The following is a 19,994-nucleotide window of genomic DNA, read 5'->3' as shown; positions in this document are numbered from 1 at the left end:
GCTCCACGGGCACCCGCATACACCGGTGCCCGGGAGTGCCACATCGGCCGAACGAGGGCATTGAGGACGCCGACGGCCGCCGGGGCGCTTACGGCCCCCCGCGGGCGGCAATAGGTAACCGTATGAGCATCTGGTGGTCTCTCCACTTGAGGCGCGAAGCCGCGAGCGTGCCGCTCGCCAGGCGACTGCTGCTGGGGACGATGGAGACCGCGGGGGTTGACCCGGACATCTCCTTCGATCTCTCGGTGGCGCTGAGCGAGGCCTGTGCCAACGCGGTGGAGCACGGCGGGTGCGGCGATGCCCTGGACGAGACCGAGGCGTACCACGTCACGGCCTATCTGGACGGGGACCGCTGCCGCATCGAGGTGACCGATTCGGGCCCGGGATTCCCGCCCGCGACGGTGGCCCGCCGTAGACCGTCCCTGGCCGAGCACGGCCGGGGACTGCACTTGATCGCCGAACTCGCCGACCACGTGCGCCTGCGCAACCGGCCGGGCCGGGGCGCGTCGGTGAGCTTCGACAAGATGCTGAAGTGGCGTGACGACGCGCTGCTCAAGGTGTCGTAGACACGGGCCGCTCAAGGTGTCGTAGACACGCCGGAGGGCAGGACCCCGCACCGGGATCCCGCCCTCCGTACGCCGGCTTCCGCGCCGGGACATCCGCCGATGTCAGCCCTTGAGGCGCGCCATCCAGGCCTCGACCTCGACCGAGGCGCGGGGCAGCCCGGCCGACATGTTCCGGTTGCCGTCCTCGGTGACGAGGATGTCGTCCTCGATCCGGACGCCGATGCCGCGGTACTCCTCGGGCACGGTCAGGTCGTCGGCCTGGAAGTACAGACCGGGCTCGACGGTGAGGCACATGCCCGGCTCCAGCGTGCCGTCCACGTACGCCTCGGTACGCGCGGCCGCGCAGTCGTGGACGTCCATGCCGAGCATGTGGCCGGTGCCGTGCAGGGTCCAGCGGCGCTGGAGGCCGAGCTCCAGGACGCGCTCGACCGGGCCCTCCAGCAGGCCCCACTCGACGAGCTTCTCGGCCAGCACGTGCTGGGAGGCGTCGTGGAAGTCGCGGAACTTCGCGCCCGGCTTGACGGCGGCGATGCCGGCTTCCTGGGACTCGTAGACCGCGTCGTAGATCTTGCGCTGGATGTCGGTGTACGTGCCGTTGATCGGCAGCGTGCGCGTGACGTCGGCGGTGTAGAGGGAGTGGGTCTCCACGCCGGCGTCGAGCAGCAGCAGGTCACCGGAGCGGACGTCGCCGTCGTTGCGGACCCAGTGCAGGGTGCAGGCGTGCGGGCCGGCGGCGCAGATGGAGCCGTAGCCGACGTCGTTGCCCTCGACCCGGGCGCGCAGGAAGAAGGTGCCCTCGATGTAGCGCTCGGACGTGGCCTCGGCCTTGTCCAGGACCTTCACGACGTCCTCGAAGCCGCGGACGGTGGAGTCGACGGCCTTCTGCAGCTCGCCGATCTCGAACTCGTCCTTCACGGCGCGGGCCTCGGAGAGGTAGACGCGCAGCTCCTCGTCACGCTCCTTGGTCACCTTGTCCGTGAGGGCGGACTCGATGCCGGAGTCGTGGCCGCGTACCGCCCGGACCGGGCCCTCGGCCTCGATGAGGGCCTCGGCGAGCTCGCGGACGTCCTTGGCGGGGATGCCCAGGAGCTGCTCGGCCTCCGTGAGCGAGTGGCGGCGGCCGACCCACAGCTCACCCTGGCCGGACAGCCAGAACTCGCCGTTCTCACGGTTGGAGCGCGGCAGCAGGTAGACGGTGGCCGTGTGGCCGCTCTCCCCGGTGGGCTCCAGGACCAGTACGCCGTTCTCGGTCTGGTCGCCGGTGAGGTACGCGTACTCGGTCGAGGCGCGGAAGGGGTACTCGGTGTCGTTCGAGCGGGTCTTGAGACGGCCCGCGGGGACGACCAGGCGCTCGCCGGGGAAGCGCGCGGACAGCGCGGCACGGCGGGCGGCGGTGTGCGCGGCCTGGGCGATGGGCTCCAGTCCGTGCAGCTCGGTGTCGGCCCAGCCCGTGCGCATGCTCTCCGCGAGTTCGTCGCTGACGCCCGGGTACAGACCGTTCTTGCGCTGCTTGTGCGTCTTCTTGGGCTGCTCTTCTTCCGGGGTCTCCGGGGTGAGCTCGTCAGCCACGTCTTCTCCTCAGCTACGACAGACACGGACCTGGGTGTGGACCTCGTCCATCGTATGTGCGAGCGGAAGAAGCACGGAGGGCCGTGTGCGCTATCGCACAAACAGCCTCAAAACGCCCGGCTCACTCAAATCGGGCGGCCAGCAGCACGATGTCCTCGGGGCTGTCGGCCGTCTCCCCGTCGGGCAGGACGGTCCGCAGGATGTGGTCGCAGATGGCGGCCGGGTCGTCCCGGGCGCTACGGGGCACCCCGGCGGCCGCGGCGTGCAGCCGGGCGTAGGCCCGGTCCATGGGGTCCCCGGTGCGCTGGAGCAGCCCGTCCGTGTACAGCAGCACCGTTTCTCCGGGTGCGGGCTCGATCTCCACGCTGGGCGCCTCCCAGCAGGAGAGCATCCCCAGCGGCGCGGAGAGCGAGGTCTCCACGTACTCGGTGCGGTGCTCGCCGATGAGCAGCGGCGGCGCATGTCCGGCGCCCGCCAGGATCATCTTGCGCTGGGCCGGTTCGCAGTATGCGAAGAGCGCGGTGGCCGAGCGGGCGGGCTCGGTCAGGCGCAGCAGCAGCTCCAGGTCGGACAGGACGGCGACGGGGTCCTCGCCCTCCATGACGGCGTACGCGCGCAGTGAGGCCCGCAGCCGGCCCATCGCGGCGACGGCGCTCGGCCCCGACCCGGTCACGGAGCCCACGGCCAGCCCCAGGGCGCCCTCGGGCAGCGGCAGGGCGTCGTACCAGTCGCCGCCGCCGAGCGGCCCGGTGTGGTGCCGGGCGGCGAGCTGGACCCCGGGGATCCGCGGCAGCCTGCTGGGCAGCAGTTCCTCGGCCACGGTCGCCAGGCGCGAGCGGGAGCGTTCCACCTCCAGCATCCGGGCCAGGTGTTCGGCGGCGTGCCGGACGTAGAGCCCGGCGAGGTCGCGCTGGCGCTCGCCCGGCTCGGCCTGCTCGTCGTAGAGCCAGACGGCCGCACCGAGCCGCCCGGTGGCCTCGGCGGTCAGCGGTACCGCGTAGCTGGCGGCGTAGCCGAGGCGGGCGGCGACCTCGCGGTGGCGCGGGTCGACGGGGGCGGCGAAGCCTCCGGTGCCGGCGGGCGCGCCCGGCTCGGGGAGCACCTCGGAGCCGCCGTGGGCATCGGGGAGTCCGTCGAGGATGCGGCCGTAGGAGGTCGCGCTGCGCGGCACGGTCTCGATGTGGCCGAGGTCGGCGTGGCCGAGGCCGAGGCCGATCGTGGTGGTCGGACCGAGTCCGTCGGAGGGCTCCAGGACGAGCAGCCCGCGGCGGGCCCCGACGAGGGCGGCTCCGGCGCGCAGGAACTCGTGGAGGGAGGAGTCGAGGTCGCCGGTGCGGGCCAGGCGCTCGGTCAGCTCGTGGAGGGTGGTGAGGTCCGAGACCATGCCCGCGAGCCGGTCCTGGATCAGGCTGCCGGGGCCTGGTGGAGGGACCGGTGAGGGGGTGGTCCGTGCGGGTGCGGGCGCCGCAGTGTGCGGTGACGCGGTAACTGCTGGATCGATTCCAGCCACTTTCGGCAGATGCGGGGCGCTCATGGCGTCCGCCTTTCCACCTGGTGCGATTCGCCGAATAGCATCGCAAACCCCCAGATCGTGCTGCGCCGCCATCAAGGAATCCACATCTACACGCACACGTGGATGCATGTCCAGCATTGCCCAGGTGGGAATCCTGGTGTCCGTGGGACGGCAACTCACTGTCCAGCCAAGGCTAGAACTTGGCCGGAAAAAGCTGGAAGCGGACGGTTTTTGCGGTCGACTGGGCGGGCGTTCAGGGGAGCCCGGGTACGTAATCGGCAGTGTGCGGGGTCAGTTGGCGCCGCCAGGACCCGTCGGGAACCGCCCGGCACCGGCCGTCGTCCTAAGCGGCGGCAGCCGCTCTCGGTACCGTGCGGGTCGCGTTCCGCCCCCGCCGGACGTTTGATGGACCCGATAAGAAAACTGCACGAACCGTGTGAACCTGCTTCAGGCGCACAGCGAGCTGAAACGTGTACGTGTAGTGAGTCACCTGTTACATGGTGTGATGTGGCCCTCGACGTTCAACGGAAAGGAACGAGCGCTCATGCGCGAGATCCTCGGAAGGCGTCTCCAGCGGCTCCGCTATCGCCTCGGAACCCGGTCCTGGTCCCGGTCCGGGCGAACCGCCCCCGGACAGAGCCGCCCGCCCGCTCCCGCTCCCGCTCTCCTCGACGCCGCGCTCACCTGCGCCACCGCGTGGCAGTGGCCCGTACTGCCCGGAGTCGGCCGCTCCGGCGCGGACAGCTCGCGGTGCGCCTGCCCCGACCCCGACTGCGTCGTCCCCGGCGCGCACCCCTTCGACCCGGGGCTGCTCGCGGCGACCACCGACCCCCGGATGGTGGCCTGGTGGTGGACCAACCGGCCGACCGCCCCCGTCCTGATGGCCACCGGCGGGGCCGCTCCGTGCGCGGTGAGCCTGCCGGCCAAGGCTGCGGCACGGGCCCTCGTACGGCTGGACGCGCAGGGCATGCGGCTCGGGCCGGTCCTGGCCACGCCCACCCGCTGGTCGCTGCTGGTGGCGCCGTACTCGCTGGAACGGCTCGGCGAGCTCCTCTACGCCAAGGACCATGTGCCCTCGTCGCTGCGCTTCCACGGCGAGGGCGGCTACGTGCTGCTGCCGCCCTCCGCCGCGTCCAGCGGCGGGCAGGTGCGCTGGGAGCGGGAGCCGCAGGCGCCGGAACGGGTGCGGTCGCGGCCGGGGGACCGGGTGGCGGCTGCGGGTGGGATCTGGCTGCCCGAGGTCGAGGCGGTCGTGGACGCGCTGGTCGAGGCGAGCAGCGGAGCGCCCGGCGGCGGCAGCCGGCTGGCGTACTGACCCGCGGGGCGGGCCGGCATCCGCGGATCACTCGTACGGGTGCCAGCTGGACCGGTTTCCAAGGGAATTGGGCGCGGGGATCTCCGTGCCCCATTCCCGCGTCGCTATCTTCGGCGAATGAATCTCCGCCTGATCGGTATCGGTGCCGGTGTGCTGATCATCTTGTCGCTCCCGCTGGCCGGAGCGATCGCGGGACCGGATTTCGCCGTTCAGGATGACGGAAAAGGCGGCGGCCTGCTCTCGACGCTCGGCCTTTCGGACCCTTCGCGCCCCTCGTCGGCGTCGTCCTCGCCCGCCTCGCCGCCACCTCCGGCCCAGCAGCCCGGACCGTCCCAGCAGCCCCGTACGGATTCCCAGTGCGGTCCCGAACTGTCCTCGCCGCACGGCCTGGAGGCCCAGACGTGCGTTCTGGTGGGCGAGGGCCGCACGTGGGGCCGCAGCTACTACCGGAACACCAGCGGCCGTCCGCTGGACGCCGTGCTGACCGTGATGGGGCCCGCCGGGCGGACGGTGCAGATCCGGTGCGCGGTCGGTGCGGGGGACGAGCCGGGACTGTGCGAGACGCCGAGCGAGACTTCGGCGGGAGCGCCGGACAGTTACTCGGCTGTTGCGGAATTCGCAGTTCCGGATGATGAAGGGGCACTGCTCTTGCGGTCCGGGAGCAACTCACCGGCCCCGAGTGACGGTTGAGAACCGCCGGAAATGAAGGGCCCGGTCGCTGGCGACGGGGGATGCACCAGCGACCGGGCTACAAGAACGGTAACAAGAGATCGCCTGTACGCAAATTCGATCTCTGATATTCAGACACCGATTTGCAGACGATTAGCGGGAGTTGTGACTCCCGTCACCGGTCCGCGCGTGTGTGCAGGTCAGCTGAGGGTCACCTGGCGGTTGGTGAGTCCGCCGCGGGCCCGGCGCTCTTCCGTGGTCAGCGGTGCGTCCGAGGCCAGAGCCTCGGCCAGCCGCTCCGCGAACTCGGCCGCGGGCTTCTCGACATCGTCCGCGGTGACGCCGGTGGGCAGGTCCCAGACGGGAACCATCAGGCCGTGCGCGCGGAAGGAACCGACCAGCCGGGTGCCTTCGCCGAGCGAGGCAGTGCCCGCCGCGTGCAGCCGCGCGAGGGCGTCGAGCAGCTTCTCCTCGGGGTGCGGCATGACCCAGCGCAGGTGGTTCTTCTCCGGGGTCTCGCACCAGTAGGCCGCGTCCACACCGGCGAGCTTGACGGTGGGAATGGCCGCCGCGTTGGCGCGTTCGAGCGAGGCGGCGATCTCCGGAGAGGCGCTCTGGGCGCTCTCCGATTCCGGAATCCAGAATTCGAACCCGCTGTGCACAACCGGCTCGAAACCGCCGTCGGAGTCCAGGAGATCCTGAAGTCGCGGACCCTCGGCCGGAACGCGGCGGGCCGGAACAGGAGTCCCCGGATCCGCTACGAGGGCACGCTCCAGGGTGTCGGCCATGTCGCGGCCGAGATCCCCGGTGGAGGACTCGTTCTGCAGGCCGAGCAGGACGGACCCGTCCTCGCGGCGCAGCGCCGGCCAGGCCATGGGCAGTACGGTCACGAGCGTGACGGAGGGAACGCCCTCGGGCAGACCGCCCTTGAGGGACAGCGGGACGGTGGCGGCGGGCACGAGCTCGCGCAGCGCGACCCAGTCGCACTCGCCCGGCAGTCCCTCGAACGGGCGCCGCACGTGCTCGGTGACGGCGTGCGCGGCGGCTGCTCCGTGGCAGGCCTTGTAGCGGCGCCCGGATCCGCAGGGGCAGGGCTCGCGAGCGCCCACCACCGGAATCTCACCGTTGTTGAGCTGCGGCTTTGCAGTCTTCGCTGCGGGGCGCTTCTTGGCCATCGTGGGTGTCTCCCGGTTGCGGCGGTACGGCGTCGTGTCTGGGCGCGAGCCTAGCCGTTCGTACCGCCGGAACCGGTGGGGTGCGGCCGGGAGCACGGTCGGCGTGCGCTCCCGGACGGCCGCCTGTGCGGATGACCGGTACTGCTGTCGGGGATCCCTCGCGGTGCTCAGGGATCCAGGTCGTCGAAGGCGGTGCTGAAGTCGATCGCCGGGGGCGCAACGCGCGTAGCGAAATCCTCGTGCCGGGGCCCACAGGCAACGACCACCCACACGGTGATCTCACCCGCCGCTCCGTCCCGGACACCCCAGTCCTGGGCCAGCGCGCTGATGATGTTCAGCCCGCGGCCGCCCCGTGCGGTGACCGAGGGCGTGGCCGGAACCGGGCGGGTGGGCCCGCCGCCGTCCGTGACCTCGACCGTCAGCCGCCCCGCTTTGTCGACGCGCCATGCGGCGCGTATCTCCCCGTCCCCGACTTCTCCCGCGCCCAGGGGCCTGCCGTGTCGGCAGGCATTGCTGAGCAGTTCGGAAAGGATCAGTACGGCATCGTCCACGACCGATTCGGACACTCCGCTGACGCGCAATTGCTCACGCATGCGGTGTCTCGCCTCGCCCACGCCCGCAGGACCATGGCGTACGTCCATGCACGACGACGTGGGCACTTCCTGTGCCACCACCAACGCCACCCCCGGAACCTCCTTAGCCCCACGCATGGTCTGGATGCCCCAATGGCCTGGACCGGAAACCGCCGAGGCGGAGCACTCTGACGCATTCATGACTAACGAATGCGGAGCGGATGCGCCGGGGCACACCCTGTGACGTGCGGGTCCTGCGTGGCGGGTGGGCAAATGGGGACGTCAGCGCCCTAGTTGTGACAGAACTTGGCGGGGCCTGTTCGTGATGATCGCCTCTACACCCAGATCAGCGCAGAGCTGAACGTCCTCTGGCTCATTCACGGTCCATACGTGCACGGAGTGGCCCGCGTCCTGGAGTTTGCGGATGTAGCCGGGGTGGCTGCGCACGATGCGCATTCCGGGGCCGGCGATCCGCACTCCGGCCGGCAGCCGCCCGTCCCGCATCCGGGGGGAGATGAACTGCATCAGGTACACGGTCGGGATCGTCGGCGCAGCCGCGCGCACCCGGTGCAGCGAGCGCGCCGAGAAGCTCATGACCCGGACCGGGTGCGGGCCCTCGGCCGGCGGGGAGTCCAGGGCGAAGCGCTTGAGCAGGAAGAGGAGGCGCTCCTCCACCTGTCCGGCCCAGCGGGTCGGGTGCTTCGTCTCGATCGCGAGCTGTACGGGCCGGCCGGCGTCGGAGATCAGCTCCAGCAGCCGCTCCAGGGTGAGGACGGACGTGCGCTCCGGGTCCGCGTCCCAGTCGGGGGACTCCTCGCGGTCCTTCCAGGAGCCGAAGTCCAGGGCGGCGAGGTCGGCCAGTTCCAGGGCGGAGACGGCGCCGCGGCCGTTCGAGGTGCGGTTCACCCGGCGGTCGTGCACCAGGACCAGGTGGCCGTCGGCGGTGAGCCGGACATCGCATTCGAGCGCGTCGGCGCCGTCCTCGATCGCCTTGCGGTAGGCGGCCAGGGTGTGCTCGGGGGCATCCTCCGAGGCGCCGCGGTGGGCGACGACCTGGATGGGGTGCGGCAGTGCTTGGGTCACCGGGCCATGGTGCCACCGCCGGGGCCTGGGACGTCGAGACCGGGTACCACGGGTGCGTCCGAAATGTCGGTTATAAAGGATGGCAGGAGATACACAGGTGCGGCTTACAGTGCTCTGACGGGTCATGGGAAAGGCTTTGCTCAGGAACTTGTGCGGCACGTCGAACGTTCAGTCGGACCGATCGCCAGAGATTTCTGAAGCCGTGTGTGACGAGGAGAGAGCGCTGTGAGCACCGAGAACGAGGGCACCGCGGCCCCTACGCCCCCCGCGGCCCCGTCAGTACCCCCTGCTCCGGCCTCCGAGACGCAGGTTCCGGCGGCTGCTCCGCAGCCGGCCGACGCACCCCCGACGCCTGCTGCCCCGGCGCCCGTAGCCCCGGCACCTGCTGCTCCTGCCCCAGTGGCACCCGCTGCGCCGGCCCCCGGGCATGCCGCGGCCGAGCCGGTGACGCAGCAGCTGCCGCCGACGCCCGTGCCCGGCACCGAGCAGACCCAGCAGATCCCGCCCACCCCGGCCGCCCCCGCTCCCCAGGCCGCCCCGGCCTACGGGCAGGCTCCCGGCCCGCACGCCCCACAGGCCCCGCACGCCCCGCAGGCTCCGTACGCCCCGGCCGCGCACGGAGCCGAGGGCTGGCCGCCCCCGCCGCCCACGGTCCCGGCGTACGGCGGCGGCCACGGCGGCGGTGTCTGGGGCGCCCCCCTGACCGCCGAGGGCACCCCGCCCCGCAAGCCGAAGGGCAAGGGCGGCCTGATCGCGGGCGTGCTCGCGGCGGCCCTCCTCGCGGGCGGCATCGGCGGCGGCGTCGGCTACTGGGCCGCCGACCGCAGCGACAACGGCACCGGCTCGACCACCATCAGCGCGGCCACCCCCAAGGAGCTCAAGCGCGACGCGGGCTCCATCGCGGGCCTGGCCGCGGGCGCCCTGCCCAGCGTGGTCACCATCGAGGCCTCGGCCGGCGACGGCGAGGGCGGCACCGGCACCGGCTTCGTCTACGACCAGCAGGGCCACATCCTCACCAACAACCACGTGGTCGCCTCCGCGGCCAACGGCGGCAAGGTCACGGCGACCTTCTCCGACGGCAAGAAGTACGAGGCCGAGGTCGTCGGCCGGGCCCAGGGCTACGACGTCGCGGTGCTCAAGCTGAAGAACCCGCCGGCCGGTCTGAAGCCGCTGCCGCTCGGTGACTCCGAGAAGGTCGCCGTCGGCGACTCGACGATCGCGATCGGCGCACCGTTCGGACTGTCGAACACGGTCACCACCGGCATCGTCAGTGCCAAGAACCGCCCGGTCGCCTCCGGTGACGGCTCCGGCGGCAAGAACTCGTACATGAGCGCGCTCCAGACCGACGCCTCGATCAACCCGGGCAACTCCGGCGGCCCGCTGCTCGACGGGCGCGGCGCGGTCATCGGCATCAACTCCGCGATCCAGTCGGCCGGCAACGGCGGCTTCGGCGGCGGCCAGGCCGGTTCGATCGGCCTCGGCTTCGCCATCCCGATCAACCAGGCGAAGAACGTCGCGGAGTCGCTGATCAAGACGGGCAAGCCCGTGTACCCGGTGATCTCCGTCTCCGTGGACCTCCAGTCCAAGGCCGAGGGCGCCAAGATCTCCGACCAGGGCGCGGCCGCCAACGAGCTGGTCGACCCCAACGGACCGGCCGGCAAGGCGGGCCTCAAGCCCGGCGACCTCATCACCGAGTTCGGCGGCAAGCCGGTCGACAGCGGCCCGAGCCTGATCAGCATGATCTGGACGTACAAGCCCGGCGACACGGTGAAGCTGACCTACCTGCGCGACGGCAAGCCGAACACCGTGGACATCACGCTCGGCTCGCGGGTCGGCGACAAGTAACCCCACGGTCGGAACTGCTGGCTTGATGGGGAGGGGCCGTAGGCGGGATTCCGCCTACGGCCCCTCCCAACGTCCGCTTATGCTTCTCTAGTGTTCGATTCCCGGCACATACGGACGTTCCACGCGGTCGTGGCCTCGGGGTCCTATTCGGCGGCCGCCCGCGTCCTCGGGTACACCCAGCCCGCGATCACCCAGCAGATGAAGGCACTCGAACGTGCCGTCGGGACCCCGTTGTTCACCCGCATCGGCCGCAAGATGCAGCTCACCGAGGCCGGGGAGTCCCTCTCCCGGCACGCCGAGACGATCCTTGGCAGCCTCTCCGCCGCCGAGGCCCAGCTGAAGGCCTATGCGCGCCTGCGCACCGGGAGGGTCCGGCTGTGCGGCTTTCCCAGCGCCAACGTCACCCTCGTGCCCGAGGCGCTGAGCGGTCTGGCCAAGGAGCATCCGGGGATCCAGGTCGAGCTGCTGGAGGGGGAGCCTCCCGAATCGCTGCGCAGGCTGGAGCGAGGCGACTGCGACATCACCCTGGCCTTCACCTATCCCGGGCTGCACGAGGAGATCCCCGAGGAGGTCGCCGAGGTCAGGCTGCTGGAGGACCAGCTGACGGTGCTCCTGCCGACCGGCCATCCGCTGGCCCGGCGCCGGGCCGTGCACCTGGCGGACCTGGCCGAGGAGCGCTGGATCGCGGGCTGCCCGCGCTGCCGGGCCAATCTGCTGCACGAGTGCGCGGAGCTGGGCTTCGTCCCCGACATACGCTTCGCCACCGACGACAACCTGGTGGTGCAGAGCCTGGTCGCGCAGGGTCTGGGCGTGGCGATGATGCCCGCGCTGGTGCTGCCCTCGCTCTCGCTGAGCCGGGTCTGCGGACGCCCGCTCCAGCCCGCCGCGCGCCGCCACATCGCCGCCTACGTCTACCGGGACCATCTGCGGATCCCGGCGACGTCCGTGGTCCTCGACGCGCTGAAGCAGGTGGCCTCGAACCGGATCGGGTGCTGATCGCTCCGGTCGATCCATAAGCTCCGCTTGGGATTTCGGGTCAGAACTGTCGTTGGACGTGCTCGAACGACCGCAGGACGCTGCCGGTATGACCACCACGACACCGGCCCGCACCACCACGAGGATGGCCGGCCTCGTCCGGGAGATACGCACCGTCGTCGACCGGGGACTGGCCCCCGATCTGACGGCCTACCTCGTCGGCGAGCGCGTGGCCCCGCACCTGGGGACGCCGGATCTGCTCACACCCGAACAGCGCGAGGGATGCGCGGACCGCTACCGGCAGCACATCCTCCACACCGAACCGGACGGCAGCTTCTCGGTGGTCGCCCTGGTGTGGCTGCCCGGACAGGAGACCGCCATCCACGACCACGTCTCGTGGTGCGTGGCCGGGGTGCACGAGGGCGAGGAGAGCGAGCTCCGCTACCGGCTGGCCCCGGCCACGGCGGCGTCCGGTGCCCGGCTGGTGGCGACGGAGGAAGTGGTCAACGGCCCCGGGGACGTCTGCGGGTTCGCGCCGCCCGGTGATATCCACAAGGTCCGCAATTCCTGTCGTACGACAGCGATTTCCCTCCACGTCTACGGCGCCGACGTCGCCCGCCTGGGCAGCAGTGTCCGCCGGGTCTACGCCCTCCCGGCCGCCTGATGGCCCTGCTGAACCGCCCTGTCCCCCGAGCGGCACGGGCGGTTCGTGTTTCACGTGAAACATCTTCATCCTGGCCCGGGTTGGGACTCGCGGTCGTGGGCGCTCTCGTGGCCTGGTGCGTGCACCGCATCGCTCCCGCCGTGCCCATGCTGACGGCCTCGGTGGTGATGGGCATCGCGGTGGCACACCTTCCCGGCCTGCGGACCCTCGTCCGGGGAGCCGCGCGCCCGGGCCTGTCCCTCGCGGGCCGGCGGCTGATGCGGATCGGCATCGTACTGCTGGGCCTCGGCCTGGGGCTGGACCAGGTGCTCCGGCTGGGCTGGGCGACGGTGGCCATGGTGGCCGGGGTGGTCGCGGCCACCTTCTACGGCACTCTCTGGCTGGGCCGCCGGCTCGGCCTGCCCGGGGACCAGCCGCTGCTGATCGCCACGGGGTACTCGATCTGCGGGGCTTCGGCGATCGGGGCGGTGAGCGAGGTCTCCGGCAGCGACGAGGAGGACGTGGCCGCGTCCGTGGCGCTGGTGACCCTGTGCGGGACGCTGGCCATCGCGGTACTCCCCCTGCTCCAGGGCCCGTTGGGGCTGTCCGACCCGGCCTTCGGGCGCTGGGTGGGAGCGAGCGTCCACGACGTCGGCCAGGTGGTGGCAACCGCGCAGACCGCGGGCCCGGGCGCGCTCGGCGAAGCGGTGCTGGTCAAGCTGATGCGGGTCGCGCTGCTGGCTCCGCTGGTTGCCGCCGTGGCCTTCGCGGTACGGGCAAGGCGGCGCGGGGTGCGCACCGCCTCGGGGCGCCGGCCCGCACCGGTGCCGCTCTTCGTGGCCGGATTCCTGGCCGCGGCCGCGCTGCGGGCCACCGGGGCGCTGCCCGAAGTGGCGCTGGAGTGGGCGCACACGGCTCAGGAGGCACTGCTGGCGGCCGCCCTGTTCGGGCTCGGGAGCGCGGTGCACCTGCCGACGCTGGCCCGGACCGGCGGGCGGGCCGCGGTGCTGGGGCTCGGGGCCTGGGTGGTGGTCGCCGGGGTCTCGTACGCGGGCGTGATGCTCACCGTATGAGGCGGTGGGGGAAGGGAGTTGGCCAATTCCTGGCCGGAACCGACCGAACGTTCCGGCTGTCCGCTGACATCGACGCGCGGCCGTGCCACTCTGCCTCCGCGAGCCGAACAGGCGATGCACAGAGCAACCGATGCACAGAGCAGCCGAAGCACAGCACAGCCGATGCACAGAGCCGCCGAAGTACAGAACAGCCGAAGTACAGAACAGCCGATCCGCACCGACAGCTCTTCACCCCCACCCTGCCCGGGACCGACCGAGGCCTGGGCACGGCAGAAGGAGTCATGCGTGAATCGTCATCGCAGGGCCGTATCCGTCCTCGTGGGCGCCGGCGCACTGATCGCGGGCGCGCTGTCGGCGGCCTCCCCCTCGGCGGCCGCCGACGCCCCCGCCTCGTTCAGGCAGCAGCACGCCCAGGGCTTCTGGACCGCCGAGCGGATGCGCACCGCCACCCCGCTCGACGTCACGGCGGTCCCGGGAGCGGCCCGTACCCCGGTTGCCGGTGCGGCGGCCCCCACCAGCATCCCGCCGACGGCCGCCGCCTCCCCCACCGCCTTTCCGCAGGCCGGCGGGGCCTGGACGGGCGGCGGTGCCGTGGTGAAGACCTCGGGCCGGGTCTTCTTCACCATGGGCGGCCGGACCGCCTCCTGCTCGGGCGACTCGGTCACCAGTGCCAACGGCAGCACGGTCATGACGGCCGGCCACTGCGTGAAGTACCAGGGCGCCTGGCACACCAACTGGGTGTTCGTCCCCGCGTACAACAACGGCAACGCCCCGTACGGGCAGTGGCCGGCCACCAAGACCTTCGCCACCGACCAGTGGGCGGCGAGCGAGGACATGAACATGGACGTCGGCCTCGCCGTCGTGGCCCCGCTCAACGGCCAGACCCTCACCCAGGCCGTCGGCGCCCAGGGCCTCCTCTTCAACGGCGGATACAACAAGAGGATGTACTCCTTCGGCTTCCCCGCGGCCGCGCCCTACGACGGCAGCAAGCTGGTGTACTGCAGCGGCAACAGCGGCAAGGACTTCCTGCTGACCAAGGACCACAGCCTGTCCTGCAACATGACGGGCGGCTCCAGCGGCGGCCCCTGGTTCCAGGACTTCAACGAGGCCACCGGCCTCGGAACCCAGGTCTCGGTGAACAGCTTCGGCTACACCTTCCTGCCGAACCGGATGTACGGCCCGTACTTCGGCAACGAGGCGAAGGCGGCCTACGACAAGGCCCAGACCTCCTGACCCCACGCCCGCCCACGGCCCCCCACCGCCCGGTACTCTGTACCGGCCAGGTGGGTTGCCCGAGCGGCCTAAGGGAACGGTCTTGAAAACCGTCGTGGCAGCGATGTCACCGTGGGTTCAAATCCCACACCCACCGCCAGGTCAGAGAAGTAGCAGGTCAGAGGGCGGGCACCCGATCAGGGTGCCCGCCCTCTCTGCTCATCCTGTCTCACCTTGATGCAGCCGTATCCCGCTGTTGACCAGTGCGTATGGGCCATCTGTGGGCCAGGACCATGGCGCTAGACCTGCGCACTCCTGGCGTCGCGCAGCCGCGCCACGTAGCGGAGCAGGGCCCAGATCGCCGCGGCGTTTACCAGGGCGCTGACCAGGACCGCGCCGTAGAAGCCGAATTCGGACCCCATGTCGAGCTTGGTGTCGATGGATGTGTCCGGGGTCCAGTCCGCGGGGCGCGGGGCGGACTCCGGCATGAACTCCGTGGGCAGCGGCTCGGGAGGCGGCTGCGAGCCTTCGTAGACGGGCCCCGCGACCGGGGCCGACTCGTCCAGGGCGTCCGGGGCGGGTCCGAAGGTGCTCAGCAGCAGGAGGCTGACCGGCGCGGTGGCGAGGATCGGCCAGACTCCGAAGAACCCGATGTCCCCGGTCCGGCTGCCGACCGCGACGTAGACCAGCATCGCGACCACCAGGGCCAGGTATCCACCGGGCACCCACATCTCAGGCTTCGACCAGCGCCGCACCATGACGATCCCCGTTTCGTTCCGCTTCGTTCGACCTGCGCCCAGTCTCGAAGCTGCCGAGGACCGCCACCTGAGTACGCCTACTCATCCTGCTCGGCCCTGAGTACCTGGTCAGAGCCGTGCACGGCAAGCACGCCGGGGACACCGCAACGTTGGCGGTGACGGGGGCTTTGGGCCTTCCGAGTGGTGTTTGTCGGAAGATCGGCGCGCGTTGCCGGGGTCGTGCGGTTGCGACCACATCATGACGAATGTATGCAGATCCGCCCGTCGGAACATCGCGAAACGAGGCATCCCGTCATGGCACAGCGCACGACCCTCACCTCCGTCTGGACCGCCGTCCTCGCCGCTCTCGTGGCTTTCTTCGCTTCCCTCGGCTTCGGTGGCAAGACCGCTCCCGCCGCCGGCTCCGTCCCCGCTCCCGCTGTTCCGGCTCCCGCGGAGGGCGGTGCGCGCCGGACGGCGGTGACGGCCCGGCAGACCTGGCGGGCGATGATGCACGGCGGTTCGCTCCCGCCGACCATCAAGCAGCGGATCCGCGCCGAGGCCCACGGCAAGACCCCGTCCGTCCGTCGCTCGACCACCGCGGCAGCCATGGGTGCCGGATCCGGACCGGCTGACCTGGACCTCACCGCGGCCGCCGTCGGAGCCCCTGCCGGAGCCGCGCGGGAAGTGCTGGCTCTCGCCGCGTAGCCCCGTACGGCTTGGCCGGCGGCACAGACGGGCAGCGCAGGAGTACGGCACCACGCGCAGTGAAGCACCGCGAGCAGTGGTACGGCACTACGGCACTACAAGCAGCACGAACAGAACGAGCAGCAGAAGCAGGATCAGAAGCAGGATCAGACGCAGGCGCTGGAGCCCGGTCAGTCGTGACCGCGGATCGCGCCGCGGGGTGCCCCGGAGCGGGGCACGGTTGGTCTGCCCCGGCGGGCGCCGGGGGCGCGCAGGGGGCGCACAGCTTGGGATCGCAGGGCCGCAGGACCGGGAGACGGTGGGTTCCCGGACGGCGCGGCCCTTTTTGGCATGTCCGGGCGAGGTGAGCTGGCGGAACGCTTCAGCGCTTGTGGGGCATGGGTTTCGCCCGGTGCAGGAGTGCTGATCTGGGGCTTCGGGGGCGCGAACCAGGTTTATCCGATGTTGGTCATACTTGCGGGGGAATCGGGGACTCCGGGGTGGTTCGCCGGGGATTCGGTGGGCAACTCTGGTCTCGCGACGTCGTCAGCACACGCAACGACCGAGGCGGTCGGCCAACTGCCTTGGAGCAAGTCCCACTTCGGTTTTCTGGAGGATTCAGACATGGCAAGCATCCGTACCGCCCGCGTCATCGCCGCCGTCGCCGCGCTCCCCCTCGCCGTCGCCCTCTTCGGGGGAGTGGCATCGGCCGACAACGGCTCCTTCGCGAACGACGGATCGAATGCGAGCGTCGCCAGCATCATCGGCAGCGGCGTGGGCGGCAACAACCACGGGAACTCCTCCACCTCGCAGCAGGTAGCCACGGGGTCCGGCGCGTCCAACCAGAACAACACCGCGCAGGTCAACGGCTCGGCCTTCACGGCCATCGACCAGTCCAACTCCACGGTGGCGGTGAACTTCCACCCCTGGTGGTAGACGCGGCCAAAGCCCGCTCGAACTCTTGAGGGCGCCCGTGCGACCGGACCGGCTGGGGTCCGGTAGCGCGGGCGCCCTCGCGCATGCCCCGCCCCGCTCGGGCTCCTCGTTGCTTCCTCGGGCACCACCCGACCTTGACACCACGGGTGAATCTGACGGACAGTCAGGTTCACTCGATGATGTGATGCCGGGAGGCCAGCGCCGTGCACCTCGCCCCGACCGAAGGCCAGTTGCGGCTCCGAGCCGAACTGCGGGAGTACTTCCGGGAACTGCTGCCGGACGGAGTGCCCGAGGACCCGTCCGGCCAGCGCGCACTCCTGCGCCGCATCGGCGCCGACGGACTGCTCGGACTCGGCTGGCCCGTCGAGTACGGCGGTCAAGGCCGCGGCCCCGACGAGCAGTTCGTCTTCTTCGACGAGGCCTACCGGGCCGGCGCCCCCGTCTCGATGGTCACCCTCAACACCGTGGGTCCGACCCTGATGAAATACGGGACGCCGGAGCAGAAGGAGTACTTCCTGCCCCGGATCCTCCAGGGCGACCTCGTCTTCGCCATCGGCTACTCGGAGCCCGAGGCGGGCACCGACCTCGCCTCGCTGCGCACCCGCGCCGTGCGCGACGGCGGGGACTGGGTGATCGACGGGCAGAAGATCTTCACCTCCAACGCGCAGAACGCGGACTGGATCTGGCTCGCCTGCCGCACCGACCCCGACGCCCCCAAGCACAAGGGCATCTCGATCATCCTGGTGCCCACCGCGGCCACCGGCTTCGCCTGGACACCGATCCAGACCGTCGGCGGACTCACGACCACGGCGACGTACTACGACTCCGTCCGCGTGCCAGCAGGCAGCCTGGTCGGCCCCGAGCACGGCGGCTGGAGCCTGATCACCAACCAGCTCAACCACGAACGCGTGGCCCTGGCCGCCATCGGCATGCAGGCCGAGGACTTCTACGAGACCGCGCTCGCCCACGCCCGGACCCCCGACCCGGACACCGGGGACCGCCCCGCCGACCGGCCGTGGGTGCAGTCCCGGCTGGCCGAGGCGTACGCGCGACTGGCCGCCGTACGCCTCCTCAACTGGCGCCTCGTTCAAGACGTGGGCGGCGGCACCCTGGCTCCCGGCGACGCGAGCGGCGTGAAGTTCCTCGGCACCGAGTCCACCGTCGAGGTGTACCGGATGTGCCAGGAGGTGGTGGGCGAGGAGGGGCTCATACGGGGTCCCGGGCCCGGCGCCTTCGAGGGCGGCGAGCTGGAGCGGATGAACAGGGCCGCGCAGATCAACACCTTCGGCGGCGGGGTCAGCGAGGTCCAGCGGGAGATCGTCGCCATGATGCGGCTCGGCATGAAGGGGAGGAAGCGATGACGGCAGACGCCGCGGCCCGGGAGCCGGACGGGGCCCAGGAAGCGGCCCGGGAGCCGGACGAGGCGCGGGAAGCGCCCCGGAGGCCCGACGGGACCGAGGAGGCGGCCCGGTTCCACACGCTGCTCAAGGCCTTCGAGGGGCAGCCCGCCGCCACCGCGGGCCGGGGCAAGGACCCGGTCAACGAGCCGATGATCCGCCACTGGTGCGAGGCCATGGGCGATGCCAACCCGGCGTACACCGGACCCGATGCCATCGCTCCGCCCACCATGCTCCAGGCGTGGACGATGGGCGGGCTCTCCGGCCACACCGACCGCTCCTCCGCCTACGACGAGCTCTTCGCCCTGCTCGACGGCGCGGGCTTCACCTCCGTGGTGGCCACCGACTGCGAGCAGGAGTACCTGCGCCCGCTGCGCCCCGGTGACGCGATCACCTTCGACGCCCTCATCGAGTCCGTGTCACCCCGTAAGACGACCAAACTGGGCACCGGCCACTTCGTCACGACCCGCATGGACGTCCACGCGAACGGGGACCTCGCCGGTACCCACCGCTTCAGGATCCTCAAGTACGCCCCCGCCCCACCCCGAGACCGGCCCGCCAGGCCGGCGCAGAACAAGGCCCAGCGCCCCCGCCCGGTGATCAACCGCGACAACCAGGGTTTCTGGGACGGGGTGAAGGACCACAAGCTGCTGATCCAGCGCTGCACCGCATGCGCCACCCTCCGCTTCCCGTGGCTCCCCGGCTGCAACGCCTGCTCCTCCCCCGACTGGGACACCGTCGAGGCCTCCGGCGAGGGCACGGTGTTCAGCTACGTCGTCATGCACCACCCGCCCTTCCCTGCTTTCGACCCGCCCTACGCGGTGGCGCTCGTCGAGCTGGCGGAAGGCGTCCGCACGGTCAGCAACATCACCGGCATCCCCTACGACAAGGTGCGCATCGGCATGCCCGTCCGCCTGGAGTTCCTGCGCGTCGACGACGACCTCGAACTCCCCGTCTTCCGCGGGAGCGAGGGCTGATGGACTTCCACCCCACCGAGGAGCAGGCCGCCGCCGTCGGCCTCGCCGCCCGGATCTTCGGCGATCTCGCCACCCATGAACGCCTCGCCGCCGCCGGCACCGGCAGTGACGCCGAGCTGTGGAAGGCCCTGACCGCCTCCGGTCTGATCGCGGCCGTCGAGGACATCGGACTGCTCGGTCTGGTCCTGCTGCTGGAGGAACAGGGGCGCACCACCGCGCAGGTGCCGTACGCCGCCACCTGCGCGTACGGGGTCCTCCCGGTGGCCGCCCACGGCAGCGCCGAGCAGCGCGCCCGCCTGCTGCCCGCCCTGGGCAGCGGCGAGGCGGTGGCCACCGGTGCCTTCCCGGACCGCGGGCGGTTCAGGGCCGAGGGCAACCGGCTCACAGGGACGGCCCCCGCCGTGCCCTGGCTGCGCGAGGCCACGCATGTGCTGGTCCCGGACGCGGACCGGGCGCTGTGGCTCGTACGGGTGGACGCGCCCGGCGTGCGGACCTCCCCGGTGGAGACCACCGCCCCCTGGTCCGCGGCCCGCCTGACGCTGACCGGCGCCGAGGCCGAACGCATCGGGGCCGTGGACTCCGGCGGGAGCGCCGACGCGAGCCCCTACGAGCACACGCTTGCCGCAGCCCGCACCGCCTTCGCCGGACTTCAGGCGGGCGTCTGCGCGGGCTCGCTCGCCCGGGCGGTCGAGTACACCTCCACGCGCGAGCAGTTCGGCCGTCCGCTCTCCACCAACCAGGGGGTCATGCTCCGGGCCGCCGACGCGTACATGGACACGGAGGCGATCCGGGTCACCGCGTACGAGGCGGCCTGGCGAATCGACCAGGGCCTGCCGGCGCGCGACCACGCGCTGACGGCGGCCTGGTGGGCCTCCGAGGCGGGCAAGCGGGTCGTGCACGCGGGGCAGCACCTGCACGGCGGGATGGGCGCCGACCTGGACCATCCCGTTCACCGGCACTTCCTGTGGGGGCGCCAGCTGGACGCCTACCTGGGCTGCGGCAGCGAGCTGCTGGCCGAACTGGGCGCCGTGCTGGCGCAGGAGGGCTGAG

Annotated in this window: 17 protein-coding genes, 1 tRNA gene and 1 pseudogene; 13 read left to right on the top strand and 6 right to left on the bottom strand. The window is 71.4% G+C overall.

The annotated features are described in order from the left end of the window. Positions 1-122: 122 nt before the first annotated feature. On the top strand, positions 123-566 hold the full coding sequence (locus tag AB0D94_RS00760) for an ATP-binding protein (protein WP_362043848.1): 444 nt from the start codon (positions 123-125) through the stop codon (positions 564-566). Between the two features lie 102 nt (positions 567-668). Here the strand turns inward: AB0D94_RS00760 and AB0D94_RS00755 are convergent, their stop codons facing one another. Further along, on the bottom strand, positions 669-2,135 hold the full coding sequence (locus tag AB0D94_RS00755) for an aminopeptidase P family protein (protein WP_362043846.1): 1,467 nt from the start codon (positions 2,133-2,135) through the stop codon (positions 669-671). A 121-nt stretch (positions 2,136-2,256) separates the two neighbouring features. Then, on the bottom strand, positions 2,257-3,786 hold the full coding sequence (locus AB0D94_RS00750) for a PP2C family protein-serine/threonine phosphatase (protein WP_362043844.1): 1,530 nt from the start codon (positions 3,784-3,786) through the stop codon (positions 2,257-2,259). A 406-nt stretch (positions 3,787-4,192) separates the two neighbouring features. Here AB0D94_RS00750 and AB0D94_RS00745 point away from each other — a divergent pair, with 406 nt between their 5' ends. Next, positions 4,193-4,963: a bifunctional DNA primase/polymerase gene (locus AB0D94_RS00745; protein ID WP_362043842.1), complete on the top strand. Its 771-nt coding sequence runs from the start codon at positions 4,193-4,195 to the stop codon at positions 4,961-4,963. A gap of 869 nt (positions 4,964-5,832) precedes the next feature. Here the strand turns inward: AB0D94_RS00745 and AB0D94_RS00740 are convergent. From AB0D94_RS00740 to AB0D94_RS00730, 3 genes and pseudogenes are all read right to left on the bottom strand, one after another. Then, positions 5,833-6,807, bottom strand: a complete 975-nt coding sequence (locus AB0D94_RS00740; protein ID WP_362043840.1) for a DUF5926 family protein — start codon at positions 6,805-6,807, stop codon at positions 5,833-5,835. Positions 6,808-6,974: 167 nt separating this feature from the next. Further along, positions 6,975-7,576: pseudogene (locus tag AB0D94_RS00735) on the bottom strand (ATP-binding protein). A gap of 85 nt (positions 7,577-7,661) precedes the next feature. After that, the gene (locus AB0D94_RS00730; RefSeq protein ID WP_362043838.1) at positions 7,662-8,462 is read right to left on the bottom strand and encodes a glycerophosphodiester phosphodiesterase; all 801 of its coding nucleotides are present in this window, start codon (positions 8,460-8,462) and stop codon (positions 7,662-7,664) included. Between the two features lie 225 nt (positions 8,463-8,687). On the opposite strand from AB0D94_RS00730, the gene AB0D94_RS00725 reads away from it, so the two are divergent. The 6 genes from AB0D94_RS00725 (at position 8,688) to AB0D94_RS00700 (ending at position 14,370) form a co-directional block, all read left to right on the top strand. Continuing rightward, positions 8,688-10,307, top strand: coding sequence for a trypsin-like peptidase domain-containing protein (locus AB0D94_RS00725; protein ID WP_362043836.1), 1,620 nt, complete (start codon positions 8,688-8,690; stop codon positions 10,305-10,307). 90 nt (positions 10,308-10,397) lie between these two features. Beyond that, positions 10,398-11,303, top strand: a complete 906-nt coding sequence (locus AB0D94_RS00720; protein WP_362043834.1) for a LysR family transcriptional regulator — start codon at positions 10,398-10,400, stop codon at positions 11,301-11,303. A gap of 88 nt (positions 11,304-11,391) precedes the next feature. Continuing rightward, a complete protein-coding gene (locus AB0D94_RS00715; RefSeq protein ID WP_362043832.1) occupies positions 11,392-11,946 on the top strand; it encodes a cysteine dioxygenase family protein in 555 nt (184 codons plus the stop codon). Next, on the top strand, positions 11,946-12,998 hold the full coding sequence (locus AB0D94_RS00710; RefSeq protein ID WP_362043830.1) for a putative sulfate exporter family transporter: 1,053 nt from the start codon (positions 11,946-11,948) through the stop codon (positions 12,996-12,998). The genes AB0D94_RS00715 and AB0D94_RS00710 overlap by 1 nt, the downstream gene beginning before the upstream one ends. A 285-nt stretch (positions 12,999-13,283) precedes the next feature. Continuing rightward, entirely contained in the window at positions 13,284-14,231 is a 948-nt protein-coding gene (locus AB0D94_RS00705) for a peptidase (RefSeq protein ID WP_362043828.1), read from the top strand. A gap of 49 nt (positions 14,232-14,280) precedes the next feature. Then, positions 14,281-14,370, top strand: a tRNA-Ser gene (locus AB0D94_RS00700). Positions 14,371-14,509: 139 nt separating this feature from the next. Here AB0D94_RS00700 and AB0D94_RS00695 read toward each other — a convergent pair. After that, entirely contained in the window at positions 14,510-14,968 is a 459-nt protein-coding gene (locus tag AB0D94_RS00695; RefSeq protein WP_362043826.1) for a hypothetical protein, read from the bottom strand. A gap of 294 nt (positions 14,969-15,262) precedes the next feature. On the opposite strand from AB0D94_RS00695, the gene AB0D94_RS00690 reads away from it, so the two are divergent. The 5 genes from AB0D94_RS00690 to AB0D94_RS00670 all read left to right on the top strand — a co-directional run bounded on the left by AB0D94_RS00690 (position 15,263) and on the right by AB0D94_RS00670 (position 19,993). Then, entirely contained in the window at positions 15,263-15,655 is a 393-nt protein-coding gene (locus AB0D94_RS00690) for a DUF6344 domain-containing protein (protein WP_362043824.1), read from the top strand. Between the two features lie 603 nt (positions 15,656-16,258). Then, complete coding sequence (locus AB0D94_RS00685) at positions 16,259-16,570, top strand: hypothetical protein (protein WP_362043822.1); 312 nt, start codon at positions 16,259-16,261, stop codon at positions 16,568-16,570. Between the two features lie 203 nt (positions 16,571-16,773). Continuing rightward, positions 16,774-17,931: an acyl-CoA dehydrogenase family protein gene (locus AB0D94_RS00680; RefSeq protein WP_362043820.1), complete on the top strand. Its 1,158-nt coding sequence runs from the start codon at positions 16,774-16,776 to the stop codon at positions 17,929-17,931. Then, positions 17,928-18,944 carry a bifunctional MaoC family dehydratase N-terminal/OB-fold nucleic acid binding domain-containing protein gene (locus AB0D94_RS00675; protein WP_362043818.1) on the top strand — a complete coding sequence of 339 codons (1,017 nt, stop codon included), beginning with the start codon at positions 17,928-17,930 and terminating at the stop codon, positions 18,942-18,944. The genes AB0D94_RS00680 and AB0D94_RS00675 overlap by 4 nt, the downstream gene beginning before the upstream one ends. Then, positions 18,944-19,993 (top strand): acyl-CoA dehydrogenase family protein, encoded by a 1,050-nt coding sequence (locus tag AB0D94_RS00670; protein ID WP_362043816.1) that lies wholly within the window; start codon positions 18,944-18,946, stop codon positions 19,991-19,993. The genes AB0D94_RS00675 and AB0D94_RS00670 overlap by 1 nt, the downstream gene beginning before the upstream one ends. Position 19,994 lies beyond the last annotated feature (1 nt).

The organism is Streptomyces sp. NPDC048255, from assembly GCF_040652415.1.
In the GTDB taxonomy this organism is placed as follows: domain Bacteria; phylum Actinomycetota; class Actinomycetes; order Streptomycetales; family Streptomycetaceae; genus Streptomyces.
This window is presented reverse-complemented; position numbering and strand designations above follow the sequence as displayed.

What these genes read in the sequence shown, in the direction of transcription:
- AB0D94_RS00760 (WP_362043848.1), top strand. Translation starts at nt 123, where the DNA reads ATGAGCATCTGGTGGTCTCTCCACTTGAGGCGCGAAGCCGCGAGCGTG.
- AB0D94_RS00750 (WP_362043844.1), bottom strand. Translation starts at nt 3,786, where the DNA reads ATGCTGGACATGCATCCACGTGTGCGTGTAGATGTGGATTCCTTGATG.
- AB0D94_RS00745 (WP_362043842.1), top strand. Translation starts at nt 4,193, where the DNA reads ATGCGCGAGATCCTCGGAAGGCGTCTCCAGCGGCTCCGCTATCGCCTC.
- AB0D94_RS00740 (WP_362043840.1), bottom strand. Translation starts at nt 6,807, where the DNA reads ATGGCCAAGAAGCGCCCCGCAGCGAAGACTGCAAAGCCGCAGCTCAAC.
- AB0D94_RS00715 (WP_362043832.1), top strand. Translation starts at nt 11,392, where the DNA reads ATGACCACCACGACACCGGCCCGCACCACCACGAGGATGGCCGGCCTC.
- AB0D94_RS00710 (WP_362043830.1), top strand. Translation starts at nt 11,946, where the DNA reads ATGGCCCTGCTGAACCGCCCTGTCCCCCGAGCGGCACGGGCGGTTCGT.
- AB0D94_RS00695 (WP_362043826.1), bottom strand. Translation starts at nt 14,968, where the DNA reads ATGGTGCGGCGCTGGTCGAAGCCTGAGATGTGGGTGCCCGGTGGATAC.
- AB0D94_RS00690 (WP_362043824.1), top strand. Translation starts at nt 15,263, where the DNA reads ATGGCACAGCGCACGACCCTCACCTCCGTCTGGACCGCCGTCCTCGCC.
- AB0D94_RS00685 (WP_362043822.1), top strand. Translation starts at nt 16,259, where the DNA reads ATGGCAAGCATCCGTACCGCCCGCGTCATCGCCGCCGTCGCCGCGCTC.
- AB0D94_RS00675 (WP_362043818.1), top strand. Translation starts at nt 17,928, where the DNA reads ATGACGGCAGACGCCGCGGCCCGGGAGCCGGACGGGGCCCAGGAAGCG.
- AB0D94_RS00670 (WP_362043816.1), top strand. Translation starts at nt 18,944, where the DNA reads ATGGACTTCCACCCCACCGAGGAGCAGGCCGCCGCCGTCGGCCTCGCC.